Below are 15,746 nucleotides of genomic sequence, written 5' to 3'. Positions count from 1 at the left end.
TGACGGTTTCGGTGAGGGGGAAGGCGCTGTGGTCAGCGCTGAGCCGACGGTCCCGGTCGGGACGACGAACGAGCCCGAGGCGCAGGCGCCCAGGTCGGCGCTGGCGGACATCGCGGACCAGACGGTCCTGCGCACGGACAGCAGGCCGACGCCACCCGTCGAGTCCCCGCCCGAACCGGAGAGCACCGGCGCGTTCACCCTCGCAACCCCCCTGGATATGGACTCCCGACTCCGTGCCCAGCGGCGCAGCTTCCGCGCGCGGCTGGGCGAGTTCCGGCGTCGCCGGGTCCTGGTCCCGTACGGGGCGGGCGGTGCGGCCCTGACGGTGGAGACACAGGGGGCGCGATGGCTGCTGGCGTTCACCGACGAGGCGGCGCTGGCGCGCTTTGCGAGAGCGCGCGGCGAGACCGACCGGACGTGGCCGTACCGGCTGGTGTGGGGTGCCGCTGTGCTGGATGCCGGCGTACCGGCGGTGGCGCAGGCCGGGCTGCCGTGCGGGGTGCTGGTGGACGCGGGGGACGGTGACCGGGGGGTGGTGCTGCCACCGGTGGTGGGGATCGTGCCGGAGGCGGTCGCGGTGAACCGGCCGGACAGCGGCACGCACACGGGGAGTGCCACGGAGAGTGACAGCGGAAGCGGACGTCGGACGGGGGAGGAGGGGTCGTGACGACTCCTGGCGGGGGCGGTGAGCCGGATCTGCGGGTGCAGGGGCTGGGGTTGATCGCGGCGGGGATCAACAAGGCGCTGGGTGAGCTGGATTCGCTGGGGACGATGAAGGGTTGGGCGGGCGCGGGCCGGGGTTTCACCGGTCTGGAGATGGACGGCATGGAGGTCGGGGACGACCAGTTGGGGGCGATGCTGCACACCTTCTGTGAGCGGTGGCAGTGGGGGGTGCGGGACTTGATGGCGGAGGGAAATGCGTTCGCGGAGGCGATGGGGCTGGCGGCGGGCACTTTCCATCAGACGGACGAGTACGTGAAGGGCTCGCTGAAGGTCGCCTACAACTCGGTGGTCGGTGATCCGTTCGCGTCCAACGAGAAGGTGGCTGGGGAGAGTCTGGATCAGATCAACCACGCGGCGGCGACGACGGGTTACGGGGAGAAGGACCGCGAGAACCTGATCCACACGGTGAAGGAGACGGGCCGGGGTATGGCCTGGGACGTGGCGACGGCCGAGGTTCCGGGTGACCCGATCACGTCCGCGGTCCCGGATCTGACCGGGGCGGCGGGTGATCGTGATGCGGCGTTGGAGAAGGTGCTGGGTCCGCGGCCCGAGGGCGGGGACGGCAGCTGATGTCGATCACGGGGAAGTTCAACAGTGTCGTGGGGTCGGTGAAGTCCGGTTACGACCACGTCAAGCGGGCCACGGGTCATGTCATCGACGAGGGCGCCCATGGTGTGGGTGATGCCCTGGACTGGGCCGGTGCGCACGGGGCGGCCGACAAGGTCGACGACTGGGGGGATGACACCGCTTCCAAGCTGGGTGCGCACGTCGATGAGCAGCAGCTGGGTGAGACCGAGGATCCGAAGGAGCTGATCCACGGCGATGCGGGGAAGTTGCGGGAGACGGCGACGCATCTGCAGCACTTCGCGGTGTCCTTCGGTGCGGTGGCGCAGGGGATGCGTGAGGTCGACTCGGCGCAGTGGACGGGTGAGGCCGCCGACACCTTCCGCAAGAAGTTCGCCACGCATCAGGTCAAGTGGCGTCAGGCGGCCGAGGCGTGTGGTGAGGCGGCTGGAGCGCTGGAGGCTTTCGCGCACACGGTGGAGTGGGCGCAGGCGCAGGCGCGGGAGGCGATAGCGAAGTACCGGGAGGGCAGCGCGGCCTCCGACGCTCATCGGCAGAAGGTGGAGGCGTACAACCGGGCGGTCGAGGCGGGCAAGGACGATCCCGGGCCGAGGCCGTCGGAGCAGGATCCGGGGGATGAGGCCAGGCACGCGGCCCAGGCGCTGTTGGAGGCGGCCCGCCGTCAGCGCACCCAGCTCGCCGGGGAGGCCGCCGCGCGTTTCAAGGTGGCGTTGCAGCATGCGCCGCAGGAGCCGTCGGCCTGGAATCAGGTCAAGCTCGATGGTGCGGATGTGTGGGATGCCGCCAAGACGGAGGACATGCGGTTCTTCGGCGGTTTCATGCGCGGGCTCGGTGATCTGAACAACCTGGCCCGCAACGCCAACCCGCTCGACCCGTACGCGATCACCCACCCGTATGAGGCGCTCCAGGCCAAGGTGGAACTGCTGGGCGGCGCGGTCCACATGGTCACCCACCCCACCGAGACCGGCGACAAGCTGTGGAAGTCCTTCCTTGAGGACCCCGGCGGGGTTGGCGGCGAACTGGCCCCGCAGTTCCTGCTGCCGGAGGCGGGGGCGGAGTCGGCTGCCGTCGACGGCGCCCGCCTCGCCGAGGACGGGGTACAGGGGGCCGAGGAAGCCGCGGCCGGCGAACGCGCGGCCGAGGGATCGGGCGGAAGGACCCCTCGGGAGAACGCCGAGGACAACCCCGACTCCAGCGCACAGACGCCGGAACAGCAGAAACGCTGCGAAGACCCGGTGGACGTGGCGTCCGGGCACATGGTGCTTCCGCAGACGGACCTCGCCCTGCCGGGGGATCTGCCGCTGCTGCTGCGCCGGTCCTTCGATTCGTCGTACTCGTCGGGGCGCTGGTTCGGCCCGAGATGGTCGAGCACGCTGGACCAGCGTCTGGCGATCGACGCGCAGGGCGTGGTGTTCGTCGCCGAGGAGGGGATGCTGCTGACGTACCCCCACCCGGCCCCGGGCCTGCCCGTCCTCCCGGAGCGCGGCCCGCGCTGGCCGCTGGACCGGGTCGCGGACGGCTACACCGTGACGGCACCCGAGACCGGCCGCGTCTGGCACTTCGAGGACCACACGGACTCCCTGGCCCTGCTGCGCCAGATCGACGACCGCAACGGCAACTGGATCACGTTCGACCACGACGCGGACGGCACACCCGTCTCCGTCGAGCACAGCAGCGGCTACCACGTGACCCTGACCACGCAGGACGGCCGCATCACCGCCCTGCACCTGGCCGGCACGGAAGTGATGCGCTACGGCTACACCGACGGCCACCTCACCGAGGTCACCAACTCCTCCGGACGCCCGCTCCGCTTCGAGACCGACGACCTCGGCCGTATCACCGCCTGGATCGACACCAACGACAGCCGCTTCACCTACGTCTACGACGACCGGCACCGCTGTATCGAGCAGTGGGGCGAGGCGGGTCACGTGCACAGCAGGTTCGCCTACTCCGACCCTGACCCGGCCACCGGCACCCGCACCACCACCCTCACCGACTCCCACGGCCACCAGACGCACTTCCTGATCAACGAGCGCTCCCAGGTCCTGGCGGAGACGGACCCCCTCGGCGCCACCACGCACTACACCCACGACCGCTACAACCGCCTCCTCTCCCGCACCGACCCCCTCGGCCACACGACCGCCTTCACCTACGACGAGACCGGCAACCTGACCGAGGTCGTCCGCCCCGACGGACGCCGGGCGACGGCCACGTACAACGACATCGGCCTCCCGGTGAGGATCACGGGCCCCGACGGCAACACCACCCGCTGCACCTACGACGCCCGCGGCAACCGCACCTCGGTGACCGACCCGTCGGGCCGCACGACCCACTACACCTACGACCCCGCGGGCCACCTGACGACGGTCACGGACCCCCTGGGCAACACGACCGTGATCCGCTGCAACCGGGCCGGTCAGCCCACCGAGATCACCGACCCCCTGGGAGCGGTCACCCGCTACGAGTACGACGCCTTCGGCCGCACCACCACCCTCACGGACCCGCTCGGCGCGGTCACCCGCCTCGAATGGTCCACCGAAGGGAAACTCACCCGACGCGTCCACCCGGACGGCACCGAGGAGCGCTGGACCTACGACGGCGAGGGCAACTGCACCAGCCACACCGACCAGATCGGCGGCGTCACCCGCTTCGAGTACACCCACTTCGACCTGCTCACCGCCCGCACGGGCCCCGACGGCGTCCGCTACGAGTTCGACCACGACCCCACCCTCCGCCTCACCAGGGTCACCAACCCGCAGGGCCTGACGTGGACGTACGAGTACGACGCCGCCGGTCACCTGGTCACGGAGACGGACTTCGACGACCGCACGCTGACGTACACGTACGACCCCGCCGACCGCCTCACCTCCCGCAGAAACGTTCTCGGCGAGGTGGTCTCCTTCGAACGCAACGAACTCGGCCAGGTGGTCCGTAAGAACGCCGCCGGCAAGGTCACGACCTACGCCTACGACTTCACCGACAACCTCGCCCAGGCCACCACCGACGACGCGACCCTGACCCTCCTCCGCGACCGCCAGGGCCACCTGATCTCGGAAACGGTCAACGGCCGCACACTCACGTACACGTACGACGAACTGGGCCGGCGCACGGGCCGGACGACTCCGACCGGCGCCACGACAACCTGGTCCTACGACGAGGCGGGGCGCCGCACCGGCATGGTGGCATCGGGCCGGGCCATCGACTTCACCTACGACGAGGCAGGCCAGGAACTCTCCCGCCACATCGGCGAGGCGATCACACTCGAGCACACCCTTGACGTGCTGGGCCGCCTGACAACCCAGTCGGTGACCGGCCCCGGCGGCCGCACGGCGCAGCACCGTGCGTACTCCTACCGCGCCGACGGCAACCTGATCGGCATCGACGACCAGCTCTCCGGCTCCCGCCGCTTCGACCTGGACGCGGCGGGCCGGGTCACGGCGGTCCACGCGGCGAACTGGACGGAACGGTACGCCTACGACGGGGCGGGCAACCAGACGCAGGCGATGTGGCCGTCCAGCCACCCCGGCAAGGAGTCAGTGGGCCCCCGCCTCTACACCGGCACCCGTATCACCCGCGCCGGCAATGTCCGTTACGAGCATGACACGCTCGGCCGCATCACCCTCCGCCAGAAAACCCGCCTGTCCCGCAAGCCGGACACCTGGCACTACGAGTGGGACACCGAGGACCGCCTGACCTCGGTAGTCACCCCCGACGGCACCCGCTGGCGCTATACCTACGACCCGCTAGGCCGGCGCACGGCGAAACTCCGTATGGCAACCGATGGCGACACAGTCCTGGAACGGGTCGACTTCACGTGGGACGGCACCACCCTCTGCGAACAGACCACAACGTCACCCGACCTGCCGAACCCGGTGACCCTCACCTGGGACCACCGGGGCCTGCACCCCTTGGCCCAGACGGAACGCATCACCGCGGTGGACTCCTCTCAGGAGGAGATCGACTCCCGCTTCTTCGCCATCGTCACCGACCTGGTCGGCACCCCGAGCGAGCTCATCGACGAACAGGGCGACATCGCTTGGCGTACCCGCAGCACACTGTGGGGAACCACGGCATGGGAGGCAAAGAGCACGGCCTACACACCACTCCGTTTCCCGGGCCAGTACTACGACCCGGAAACGGGACTGCACTATAACTACTTCCGCCATTACGATCCGGAGACCGCCCGGTATCTGACTCCTGACCCCCTAGGGCTGGCGCCCAGCCCTAATCCCTCTACCTACGTACACAATCCGCACACCTGGGGCGATCCTCTCGGGCTCGCACCAGAAGGGTGTCCCGATAATCCTTCACACAAGTATGCAAGTAGCCGAAACGCTGCCTTTCGGGAGGCAAAGCGCGACTTGGGTATTCCAATGTCGCAGCAGCCCGACGAGATTCGTAGGGTTCCCATGACCGACCGAACTGGGCAACAGGTCATGGACGCTGCGCATAATCCTGTGATGACGCGGGAGTACGTGTATACACGCAGGGACGGCAGTAGGGTAATTATTCAAGACCATGGGTACGGTCACTACTATGGTGAGGGTGGGGTAGGTGACCAAGGGTCTCACTTCAACGTCCGTCCCTGGGAAAACCCGCGAACTGGTAAGGTCCCGGGAACTGCCCAGCATTATGAGTACTAATCCGGCCAGGGTGGAGGATTGAGCCGACATGTCTTGGACATCATTGCTGCATAATCCGGAAGGGATTGTTGCTGTTTATCAGGGAAAAGTCCCTGATCTCCTCGGAGTTCGCGTCCATGAGGTGGCTCTGCAGAGGGACGGGCCGACGCTGAAGCTGCGCTTGGATCTGCCTTACTATCCGGAACAGCCGCCGCGTAAATGGGAGCTACAGGGCTTCAATACTGTGCAGGTGGAGATCTCGTTCGGCGGACTCCGTAAAATCGCACTGGAAGGCTTCGCGGCAGATATTACGGCGGACATTTCAATTTTCGGAGAGGATGGGCTGACTGTCAATGTGACGTCGCCTGGAACTCGTATCGCGGCAGCCTCCGACATTGCCTTCATTTCGAGTCTGGTCGCGTATGCCAATGAGTCCTGATTGCTCTCTTCGCTTCCCGGTGGATGGAGGTGCCCCACCGTGCGTTCTCAGGGTTCTCGTTCACGAGATGGCTATGCTGGTGGAAGGGTTCCTGTGGTGATGCAAGAAAATCAGGAAGAGTTCGCAGACCTTCCAGCAGTAGTTGGCCCGGATCGGTCCTTTGTCCCGGCCTGGCTGTACGGGAAAACGGTGGCTCCTATCCCTGCGGCCCAGGTGTAAATGCAGCGTTGGTCCGGCGAATTGCCGCCGCCGAGGGAGGCAGGGGATCTGACCGATGCGGAGCTACTGTCCGCCGTACTGGATGCGTGGAAGGAATCTCGTCTGAGTGAGTGACAACACGGGAGCGGTGGCCAACTCCGGTGCACAGCACACCGGGCTCGGGCCTGCTGTACCGCCGTTCTGGACGCCGCCGACGGAGGTCGAGCAGGCATTGTTCGAAGCCAAGTCGCGTGAGGACCGGACGGCATACTTCGAGGTGCTGGCAGAGAACCAACTGTACTTCGAGGTGCGGCGGGAAGAGGCGGACGCCGAGCCCGACAAGACGGTCCCGGTCTTCGGACATGACCCACGAGCCGGCGGTCGCATATGGGCGGTGTACACCGTGGGGATGCTGCCCGTGCCAGAGCCGCACCGGGTGTTCAACCGGAAGTCGCTCCGATGGTTCGCGCGGACGTGGCAGCCCGCTGACCCACCGTGGATCGTGGTCAACCCCGGCAGTCCCTGCGAGGCCTTTCTCCCCTCCGCGCCGCCGCACTCCGTGGCCTGGGCCCAGCATGGCGAGCGGCGGGGCGTACCTGGGTGCAGCCCGAGACTGCATGCCCTCCGTGTCGGTGGGCCGCTGCACGGCGCCGTGCCCATGGGCTGGCCTGTGGTGCTCTGCTGCTCGTGCGCTGCGGACACCCGTGGAATGCCATGGCGTTTCACGGCCACGGCTACCCACAGGAGCGTGAGCGGCTTGAAGAGTCGTGGGGTGTCACCGGCCGTGCCGAGTGGTGCGAACAGCAGCGGCAGTTGCTCGCTCTCGACGGCGCCCATCCGGTATGGGAGTTCGCACTCGGGCTGCGACGTACCATCGCCCGCGACTTCGGCGGGTACGTCGAGACCTCGTACTGGCGTGACGCGGCAGCCCGTGTGCTGCGTCAGCGTGCGGCCGGGGAGACGGTCATCACCGCGGACGGTGTCACCGCAGCCCCCGCCGTCTCGGAGGCGGCTACCGAGGCTCGCATCGAGATGATCGATCAACTCATCGGCACGATCACGCGCTATGAGGCGCGATTCCGGGCCGACGGTCTCCTCGGCGAGGACCGGTTCATCTCCTCCGCGGACGCCTGGGATCTTGGGCGGGCTTCCGGCATGGCCCGGTGGGGGCTGGGTGCCCGGTACTGCGATCTGAGGGAAGCCGAGGCAGCCGTCGTCGAGGCCGGGCGGGGTGCCTCGCGTTTGTATCAGTCGTGGCAGGACTTCTCCGCTGCCTACATCCTCGGGCGCTGCCTGCACTTCGACAACGAGGAGTTCGGGGAGTGGTACACCGAAGTACTGGAAGTGCATCGCATGCTGATGTCCGACCCCGGTAGCCCCTGGCTCAACATTCCGTTCCGGTGAGGGGCCGAGCAACTGAGCAGCCGGGTCGTCGGCTACGTCGACAGCATCTCCAGCTCCGCCCCCAAGTTGTAGCGAGCCGTGGCCTCCCAGTGCTCCTGGCCGTACGGGGTGTGGAAGAGGCGGGGCAGGGTGAGGAGTTGGCGCAGGATCGCTGAGCGGCCCTCTCGGAAGGCCTCGTTCGGGACGAAGTGGTACTCCTCGCGGACCTCCGCGGTGTAGGCGGCGTACGCCGACGGGGAGGCCGCCAGGATCGCGAGGTCCACGTCGCAGAGGACCTGGCCGTCGGGGTCGTCGTCCGACGGGTCGTGGGTGACGGTGAGCCGGACCAGGCGGGCCACCTCAGCCGTCTTCGCCTCCGGCACCCCCGCCTCCGGCAGGGCACGCTCGGCCAGCCGGGCGGAGCGTTCCTCGTTCTCGGAGCGTTCGGGCAGGTACACCGCGTCGTGGAACCAGGCGGCCAGGCGCACGACGTCCGGGTCGGCGGCGTACTTCTCCAGCGTGTCGACGTGGTCCAGGACCGCCGTGAGGTGGGTCAGCGTGTGGTAGTGGCGCTGGGGCTCCTGCCAGCGGGCCAGCAGGTTGTCGGCGTACGGCGCCGGGTCGGGGCCGCCGCCGGGGGCGCGGGCTCCCTCCAGGGCGCGGGCGAAGCGGAGGCGCAGGGCGTCGAGGTCGGCCATGGCCTCATTGTTCCGTGAGAGCTCGGCGGCGTCTTCCGTGGCCTCCGGGCTCCTTCGTTCCTCCCACCCCTCCGGTTCCTCCCACCCCTCCGGTTCCTCCCACCTCTCCTGTTCCTCGCTCCCCTCATGTCGTTCGTGACGCCTCCCGGCCCGGGCCCCTAGCGTGGCTCCATGACTGACGTACAGGAAGTACGCGACCCGGAACTGCCCGGCCGGCTGCTGGCCACCGAGCGGGACGCCCTCATACCGTTGCTCCGCTCCCGCCCCGACGCCGACTTCGCGTTGCCGACCGCGGCGTGTCCGGGGTGGAGCGTGCGGGATGTGCTCGCGCACTGTTCCTCCGCGTTGACGCGGGTGGTGGAGGGGCGGTTCGAGAAGGGTGTGTTCTCGCCCGAGTCCAACGACCGGGACATCGCCGAGCGGGCCGAGTGGACGAACGCGCAGGTCGTGGACGAGCTGGAGCGCGGCATGACGGAGGCCGGGCCGGTGATCGGCAAGGCGGGCGGGGCGCTGGACAGGATCGCGCTCGGCGAGTGGGTGCACGCCGGGGACGTGCGTGAGGCCCTCGGGGAGCCGGGGGCGTACACCGGGGCGGCACTGCCCGACGCGCTGGTGCTGCTCGCGCGGATCACCCGGGAGAGGGAGCACGTGCCGCTGCACGCCGACCTCGATGACGTGGACGAGCCGGTGCGGCTGGGGGCCGTGGCCGGGGACGGTCCGCCCGCCCGGTACATCGGGGCTGCCGCCACGCTCGTACGGCTGTACGCGGGACGGCCGCTGAACGACGCCGCGTACGAGCTGGTCGGTGCGGAGGCGGAGCGGCTGAACATCTTCGGCTGAGACGGACACCCCGGCCGGCGGGGCATGGGCTAAATTGGACTAGACCTGTAGCCGCCGATGAATGGGGTCCCATGAGCAAGCGTGCAGTCCTGGAGGTGATCGCCCTCGACATCGAGGACGCGGTCGCCGCCCAGGCCGGAGGCGCCGACCGGCTGGAGCTGGTCACCGACATGGCGGCCGACGGGCTCACCCCGCCGGCCGCCACCGTCGCCGGGATCCGGGCCGCCGTCGACCTCGACCTGCGCGTGATGCTGCGGCTGGCGGACGGGTTCGCGGCGGGTGACGTGGACCGGCTGGTGCGGGTGGCGCACGAGATGCGGGACGCGGGGGCCGACCAGTTCGTGTTCGGGTTCCTCGACCCGGCCGGCGGGGCGGACCTGGCCGCGGTGCGCCGGCTGGTGGGAGCGCTGGACGGCTGCCGCTGGACCTTCCACCGGGCGATCGACCGCACCGCCGACCGCGACGCCCTGCGCAGGCAGCTCGCCGACCTGCCCGGCCTGGACACCTATCTCACGGCGGGGGCCGCCGGCGGCGTGGACGACGGGCTGCCGACGCTCGTCGCCGAGGCGGCGCTGGGCGGGAAGCCCGGCTACGAGCAGCAGATCATGGTGGGCGGCGGACTGCGCCTCGATCATGTGGCGCGGCTCCGGGCCGCCGGGATCGAGGCGTTCCACATCGGTGGAGCGGCCCGTCCCGACGGGTGGCGCGGGCCGGTCTCGTCGGCGGCGGTCGCACGGTGGCGGTCCGTGCTCGACGGGGATGCCGTACGTCCCGCGCTCAGCCCCGCCTAGCGCTTCGAACGCCGCGACGCCCTAGTCCGCGAGCTGTTCCGGCAGCGGGCCCGTGTGCGTCACGATCAGGCCCGACACCGCCCGGGTCAGGGCCACATAGAGGCGGCGCAGGCCGGTCCGTTCGTCGGGCTCGCCGTCGACCACCGCCCGGGGCTCGTCCAGGACGACGTAGTCGTACTCCAGACCCTTGGCCAGGGACGCCGGGACGAGGGTCAGCCGGGTCTCGCGTGTCGTCTCCTCGCCCGGGGCCAGGTAGGAGATGCCGGCCGCCGTCAGGGCCTCGGCCAGCGCGGGGATACGGGCGTCGGCGGCGATCAGACCCGTCGAGCCCTCGTTGGCCAGCAACTCCTCGCAGGCGGCGACGACATCGGCCGCCCCCGTGGCCGTACGGACCTCGAAGAAGCCCGGGTTCTCACGGACGGAGGCCACCGGGGTGAGGCCGGGGGCGATGTGGGGCAGGAGGCGGGAGGCGTACGCGATGACGTCCGTGGGGACGCGGAAGCCGGCCGTCAGTTCCTCGACGAGGCCGTCCTGCTTGCCGAGATGGGCCAGCGCCTCGTCCCAGCTGCGGGTGGCCCACGGAGTGGTGCCCTGCGCCAGGTCGCCGAGGACCGTCGCGCTGCCGGTGGTGCAGCGGCGGCCGACCGCGCGGTACTGCATGGGGGAGAGGTCCTGCGCCTCGTCCAGGACCACATGGCCGAGGGAGGGCGTGCGCTGGATCAGGTCGGTCGCCTCGTCGATCAGCACCGCGTCCGCCGCCGACCACTTCGCGGTCTTCACACTGCGTGCCGGCCTGGCCCACAGGACGGTCTTCTGCTCGTCCTCGTCCAGGAGCCCCTCGGCGTGCTCGGCGAGGAAGGCGGCGTCCGTCAGCAGGCGCAGGACGAGTTTCGCCGGTTCGACGGCCGGCCACAGGGTCTTCACGGCAGCCTTGACCGCGGGGTTGCGGGCTACCGCGTCCTGCACCCGGTCGTCGGGTGCCTCCCCGGAGCGCTCCATCTGCACCAGCACCGCGTGCGCGATCCGCTGCGGCAGGGCCTCGCGGGCGGCACCGTAGCGGATGTCCCGCTCCAGCAGCTCGCGGACGATGTCCTCCAGTTCGTACGCCGGCACCCGCCAGCGCCGCGAGCCGCGCACCACCACGACGGGCTCGGTCGGCATGGTCACGTGGGAGTACAGGGCCCGGCGGAGGACCTCGGCCATCCGCGCGTCGCCCTTGACGATCGCGGCGGCCGCGTCGTCCGTCCCGCGCACCTCCAGGTGGGCCACCAGGTCGTCGACGGTCGCCTGCCGGACCGTCAGCTCGCCGAGGGCGGGCAGGACCTGCTCGATGTAGTGCAGGAAGGACTTGTTCGGCCCGATGACGAGCGTGCCGGTGCGGGCGAGGCGCTCGCGGTGGGCGTAGAGGAGGTAGGCGACCCGGTGCAGGCCGACGGCGGTCTTGCCGGTGCCGGGGCCGCCCTGCACACAGACGGTGCCGGACAGGCCGGACCGGACGATCTCGTCCTGCTCGGGCTGGATGGTCGCCACGATGTCGCGCATCGGACCCACGCGCGGGCGTTCGATCTCCCGCTGGAGCAGCTTGCTGGTGGTGGCGGCCTCGGCCGGGTCGGACAGATGCTCGTCCTCGTACGCCGTCAGGTCGCCGCCGGTGTAGCCGAAGCGGCGGCGCAGCCCGATGTCCATGGGGTCTTTCTTCGACGCCCGGTAGAACGGCTGGGAGACCGGGGCGCGCCAGTCGATGACCATGGGGTCGCCGTCGGCGTCGTGCACATGCCGGCGCCCGATGTAGAAGCGTTCGCCCTCCGCGCCCTCCGCCCGGTCCGCGCCGGGCGCGTGCAGGAAGTCGAGCCGGCCGAAGAACAGCGGGGTGTCGCTGAGGTCGGCCAGTGCCTTGATGCGCTCGTCGATCTGGTGGGCGAGCACCTCGGCGTTGACCCAGTTCGCGGTGACGTCGCGGATGTCCAGCGACTCGACGTCCTCACGCATGGCACGCAGCGCGGCCCGCGAGTCGGCGAGGTGGGCACGCTCGCGGGCGAGGGGGTCGTCGAGCCGGTCGTGGGTGTCGCCGAGCGGGTCGTGGGTGTCGCCGAGCCGGCCGGGAGAGTCGCCGAGCCGGTCGTGGGGGTTCTCGAGCCGGTCGTGGGCGGGCGTGGACAAGGGGGTGCCTCCGGATCTGCTCTCGGCATGACGGGGGGCCGCCCGGTTTCCGTCCGGGCGGCGGCACTCCTTGAGGGAGGCGGGCAAGAGCGGGGATTTTAGGCGAGGGGGCGGGGCGGAGGCCAATGAATTACCGTGGCCGTTGCGTCGGGCCGCTCCTCCCCCTAGGGGACGCGGGCGTCCCGGGGTAGGGGGCCGGGTCCACCCGGAGACCTATGCGGAGGGCCTGCGAATTGGACCCGGGGACCGATGCCGGAATGCTGCCCGGAGTTCCACCATGGAGACATGAGCGCAGCATCCATCCATCCCGCCTCCGTCCGCCCCCCGTCCGGTGCCACGGCCGCCGTGGACGGCCCGCATCACCACCTCCTGGGCAACGCGCTGCGTGCCGTCAAGGTGTTCGTCGAGGCCGCGTTCAGCGTGGCGATCCTCGGCGAGTACGGCGAGGAAGCGGGCATACGCCGCAAGTAACGGCATAAGGTCACCTCCGTGCGGAAACGGACGGTGATGCCACTCCTCCCTGCCCTGTTCCCCTCACTCCTCCTTCTCGCGGTCTCCCTCTGCACCTTCACCGCCCTGTGCGTGCTGCACCGGACCCAGATGCCCGACCTGCAGGTCTACCGCGCCGAGGGCGCCGCCGCCGTCCACGGCGGTGATCTGTACGGCTTCACGGTCACGCGATGGCGGCTGCCGGCGACGTACCCGCCCTTCGCGGCGCTCCTGTTCGTCCCCGCAGCGCTGGTCCCGGTCCCGGTCCTGAAGGCGGTGTTCCTGGCGGGCAACGCGCTCCTGCTCGCCGGCCTCGTCGCCCTCTCGGCCCGTCTGGCCGACCGCCCCCTGTCCCCGCCCCTGCTCTGTACGGCCACCGCCCTCGCCCTGTGGCTCGAACCGGTCTCCAGGACCCTCCAGTTCGGCCAGATCAACCTGGCCGTCACCTGCCTCGTCCTGTGGGACCTCACCCGCCCGCCCGGCGCCCGCGCCACGGGCCTCGCCCTGGGGCTGGCCACCGGGATCAAGATCACCCCGGCGGTGTTCATCGTCTACCTGCTCCTGCGGGGGCGCAGGCGCGAGGCGATGACCGCCGTGGCGGCCTTCGCCGCCACGTTCCTCCTCGGCGCCCTGCTGCTGCCGGCCGCGAGCACCGGCTTCTGGACCAGATACCTGTACGAGACGCGAAGGGTGGGCAAGGCATGGATCGTGGACAACCAGTCCCTGCAGGGCCTCGTCGCGCGCGTCCTGCACGACCCGGCGCCGGGCCCGGCCTGGATCCTCCCGGCCGCGGCGGTGGCAGCGGCGGGCCTCCTGTCGGCGGCCCGCGCCGGCCGGGAGCGCCACGGCGTCCTGCTGACCGCCCTCACGTCCCTGCTGGTCTCCCCGATCAGCTGGTCCCACCACTGGGTGTGGTGCGTACCGCTGCTCGCGGTGCTGCTGGCCGAGGGCCGTGTCCGTCTCGCGGCCCTCACGGCGGTGGTCTTCACCTCCCGCGTGCTGTGGCTCGTCCCGCACGCCGGCGACCGCGACCTGCACCTGCCCTGGTGGCAGCAGCCGCTCGCCTCGCCGTACCCGCTGCTGGCGCTGGCCCTGCTGGCCTCGGCCGTCTTCCGGCGGCGGGACCTCGCCGCTCAGTCCCCGGAGAGGATCTCGTCCGCGTCGACGATGCGGTAGGCGTAGCCCTGCTCGGCCAGGAAGCGCTGACGGTGCGCGGCGAAGTCCTGGTCGATGGTGTCGCGGGCGACGACCGAGTAGAAGTGCGCCTGGTGCCCGTCGGCCTTGGGCCGCAGCACGCGGCCGAGACGCTGGGCCTCCTCCTGGCGGGAGCCGAAGGTGCCGGACACCTGGATGGCGACCGTCGCCTCGGGCAGGTCGATGGAGAAGTTCGCGACCTTCGACACCACCAGCACGCTGATCTCACCCGCCCGGAACGCGTCGAAGAGCTTCTCGCGCTGCGCGTTGGAGGTCTCGCCCTTGATCACCGGGGCGTTCAGATGCTCGCCCAGCTCGTCGAGCTGGTCGATGTACTGGCCGATGACGAGGATCTGCTGCCCGGCGAACCGGCGCACCAGCGCCTCCGTGACCTTCCGCTTGGTCGCGGTCGTCGCACAGAAGCGGTACTTCTCCTCGGTCTCGGCGGTGGCGTACGCCAGCCGCTCGGAGTCGGTGAGGTTGACCCGGACCTCGACGCAGTCGGCGGGCGCGATGTAGCCCTGCGCCTCGATCTCCTTCCAGGGCGCGTCGAACCGCTTGGGCCCGATGAGGGAGAACACGTCCGACTCGCGGCCGTCCTCGCGCACCAGGGTGGCCGTCAGGCCGAGCCGCCGCCGGGCCTGCAGATCGGCGGTGAACTTGAAGACGGGGGCGGGCAGCAGGTGCACCTCGTCGTAGAGGATCAGGCCCCAGTCACGGGAGTCGAACAGCTCCAGGTGCGGGTAGATGCCCTTCCGCTTCGTCGTCAGCACCTGGTACGTGGCGATGGTGACCGGGCGGATCTCCTTCCGGGTCCCGCTGTACTCGCCGATCTCGTCCTCGGTCAGCGAGGTCCGCTTCACCAGCTCGTGCTTCCACTGCCGGGCCGAGACGGTGTTGGTGACGAGGATGAGGGTGGTGGACTTGGCCTGCGCCATCGACCCCGCGCCGACGAGCGTCTTCCCCGCACCGCAGGGCAGGACGACGACACCGCTGCCGCCGTGCCAGAAGTTCTCCACGGCCTGCTTCTGGTAGGGCCGCAGCGCCCAGCCGTCCTCGACCAACTCGATCGGGTGCGCCTCGCCGTCGACGTACCCGGCGAGGTCCTCGGCCGGCCAGCCCAGCTTCAGCAGCATCTGCTTGATCTGCCCGCGCTCGGAGGGGTGCACGGCGACGGTGTCCGGGTCGATCCGGGCGCCGACCAGCGGGGCGATCCGCTTGGACTTCAGCACCTCCTCCAGCACCGGCCGGTCGGTGGTGGACAGGACCAGTCCGTGCGCGGGGTGCTTGGTGAGGGTGAGGCGGCCGTAGCGGTCCATCGTCTCGGCGATGTCCACGAGCAGCGCGTGCGGCACCGGGTAGCGGCTGTACTGCACCAGGGCGTCCACGACCTGCTCGGCGTCGTGCCCCGCCGCCCGCGCGTTCCACAGGCCGAGCGGGGTGACCCGGTAGGTGTGGATGTGCTCGGGGGCCCGCTCCAGTTCGGCGAAGGGCGCGATGGCCCGACGGCAGTCGTCGGCCCGCTCGTGGTCGACTTCCAGGAGCAGCGTCTTGTCGGACTGGACGATCAGCGGACCATTCACGCGCGGCACACCCTTCCTCAACGGCCTTCAACGGCCAAACG

At 70.1% G+C, this 15,746-nt stretch carries 12 protein-coding genes; 9 read left to right on the top strand and 3 right to left on the bottom strand.

From position 1 onward, the window contains the following. Window positions 1–28: 28 nt before the first annotated feature. The 5 genes from ACZ404_RS25020 (at window position 29) to ACZ404_RS25000 (ending at window position 7,971) form a co-directional block, all read left to right on the top strand. Window positions 29–667, top strand: coding sequence for an SseB family protein (locus tag ACZ404_RS25020; RefSeq protein ID WP_468443473.1), 639 nt, complete (start codon window positions 29–31; stop codon window positions 665–667). Further along, window positions 664–1,293 (top strand): hypothetical protein, encoded by a 630-nt coding sequence (locus tag ACZ404_RS25015; RefSeq protein ID WP_468443471.1) that lies wholly within the window; start codon window positions 664–666, stop codon window positions 1,291–1,293. Before ACZ404_RS25020 ends, ACZ404_RS25015 begins: the two co-directional genes overlap by 4 nt. Further along, window positions 1,293–5,951 (top strand): putative T7SS-secreted protein, encoded by a 4,659-nt coding sequence (locus ACZ404_RS25010; protein ID WP_468443469.1) that lies wholly within the window; start codon window positions 1,293–1,295, stop codon window positions 5,949–5,951. The genes ACZ404_RS25015 and ACZ404_RS25010 overlap by 1 nt, the downstream gene beginning before the upstream one ends. Window positions 5,952–5,979: 28 nt before the next feature. Then, complete coding sequence (locus tag ACZ404_RS25005; RefSeq protein ID WP_468443467.1) at window positions 5,980–6,369, top strand: Imm50 family immunity protein; 390 nt, start codon at window positions 5,980–5,982, stop codon at window positions 6,367–6,369. Between the two features lie 912 nt (window positions 6,370–7,281). Further along, a complete protein-coding gene (locus ACZ404_RS25000; RefSeq protein WP_468443465.1) occupies window positions 7,282–7,971 on the top strand; it encodes a DUF1266 domain-containing protein in 690 nt (229 codons plus the stop codon). 32 nt (window positions 7,972–8,003) lie between these two features. Here the strand turns inward: ACZ404_RS25000 and ACZ404_RS24995 are convergent, their stop codons facing one another. Continuing rightward, window positions 8,004–8,648: an HD domain-containing protein gene (locus ACZ404_RS24995; RefSeq protein WP_468443463.1), complete on the bottom strand. Its 645-nt coding sequence runs from the start codon at window positions 8,646–8,648 to the stop codon at window positions 8,004–8,006. A gap of 171 nt (window positions 8,649–8,819) precedes the next feature. Between ACZ404_RS24995 and ACZ404_RS24990 the strand changes: the two genes are divergently transcribed. Both ACZ404_RS24990 and ACZ404_RS24985 read left to right on the top strand, forming a co-directional pair. Continuing rightward, complete coding sequence (locus ACZ404_RS24990; protein ID WP_468443461.1) at window positions 8,820–9,488, top strand: maleylpyruvate isomerase family mycothiol-dependent enzyme; 669 nt, start codon at window positions 8,820–8,822, stop codon at window positions 9,486–9,488. A gap of 71 nt (window positions 9,489–9,559) precedes the next feature. Beyond that, window positions 9,560–10,279 (top strand): copper homeostasis protein CutC, encoded by a 720-nt coding sequence (locus ACZ404_RS24985; RefSeq protein ID WP_468443459.1) that lies wholly within the window; start codon window positions 9,560–9,562, stop codon window positions 10,277–10,279. Between the two features lie 21 nt (window positions 10,280–10,300). Here ACZ404_RS24985 and ACZ404_RS24980 read toward each other — a convergent pair whose 3' ends face one another. Continuing rightward, window positions 10,301–12,268: a HelD family protein gene (locus tag ACZ404_RS24980; protein WP_468443768.1), complete on the bottom strand. Its 1,968-nt coding sequence runs from the start codon at window positions 12,266–12,268 to the stop codon at window positions 10,301–10,303. Between the two features lie 456 nt (window positions 12,269–12,724). Here ACZ404_RS24980 and ACZ404_RS24975 point away from each other — a divergent pair, with 456 nt between their 5' ends. After that, window positions 12,725–12,910 (top strand): hypothetical protein, encoded by a 186-nt coding sequence (locus ACZ404_RS24975; RefSeq protein WP_468443457.1) that lies wholly within the window; start codon window positions 12,725–12,727, stop codon window positions 12,908–12,910. A 36-nt stretch (window positions 12,911–12,946) separates the two neighbouring features. Next, window positions 12,947–14,104 carry a glycosyltransferase 87 family protein gene (locus tag ACZ404_RS24970; protein ID WP_468443455.1) on the top strand — a complete coding sequence of 386 codons (1,158 nt, stop codon included), beginning with the start codon at window positions 12,947–12,949 and terminating at the stop codon, window positions 14,102–14,104. On the opposite strand, the gene ACZ404_RS24965 is transcribed toward ACZ404_RS24970, so the two are convergent. Continuing rightward, window positions 14,062–15,705: a DNA repair helicase XPB gene (locus tag ACZ404_RS24965; protein WP_468443453.1), complete on the bottom strand. Its 1,644-nt coding sequence runs from the start codon at window positions 15,703–15,705 to the stop codon at window positions 14,062–14,064. The two genes, ACZ404_RS24970 and ACZ404_RS24965, sit on opposite strands and share 43 nt — an antisense overlap. Between the last annotated feature and the right edge of the window lie 41 nt (window positions 15,706–15,746).

Source organism: Streptomyces sp. NPDC030798 (assembly GCF_055572275.1).
This window is presented reverse-complemented; position numbering and strand designations above follow the sequence as displayed.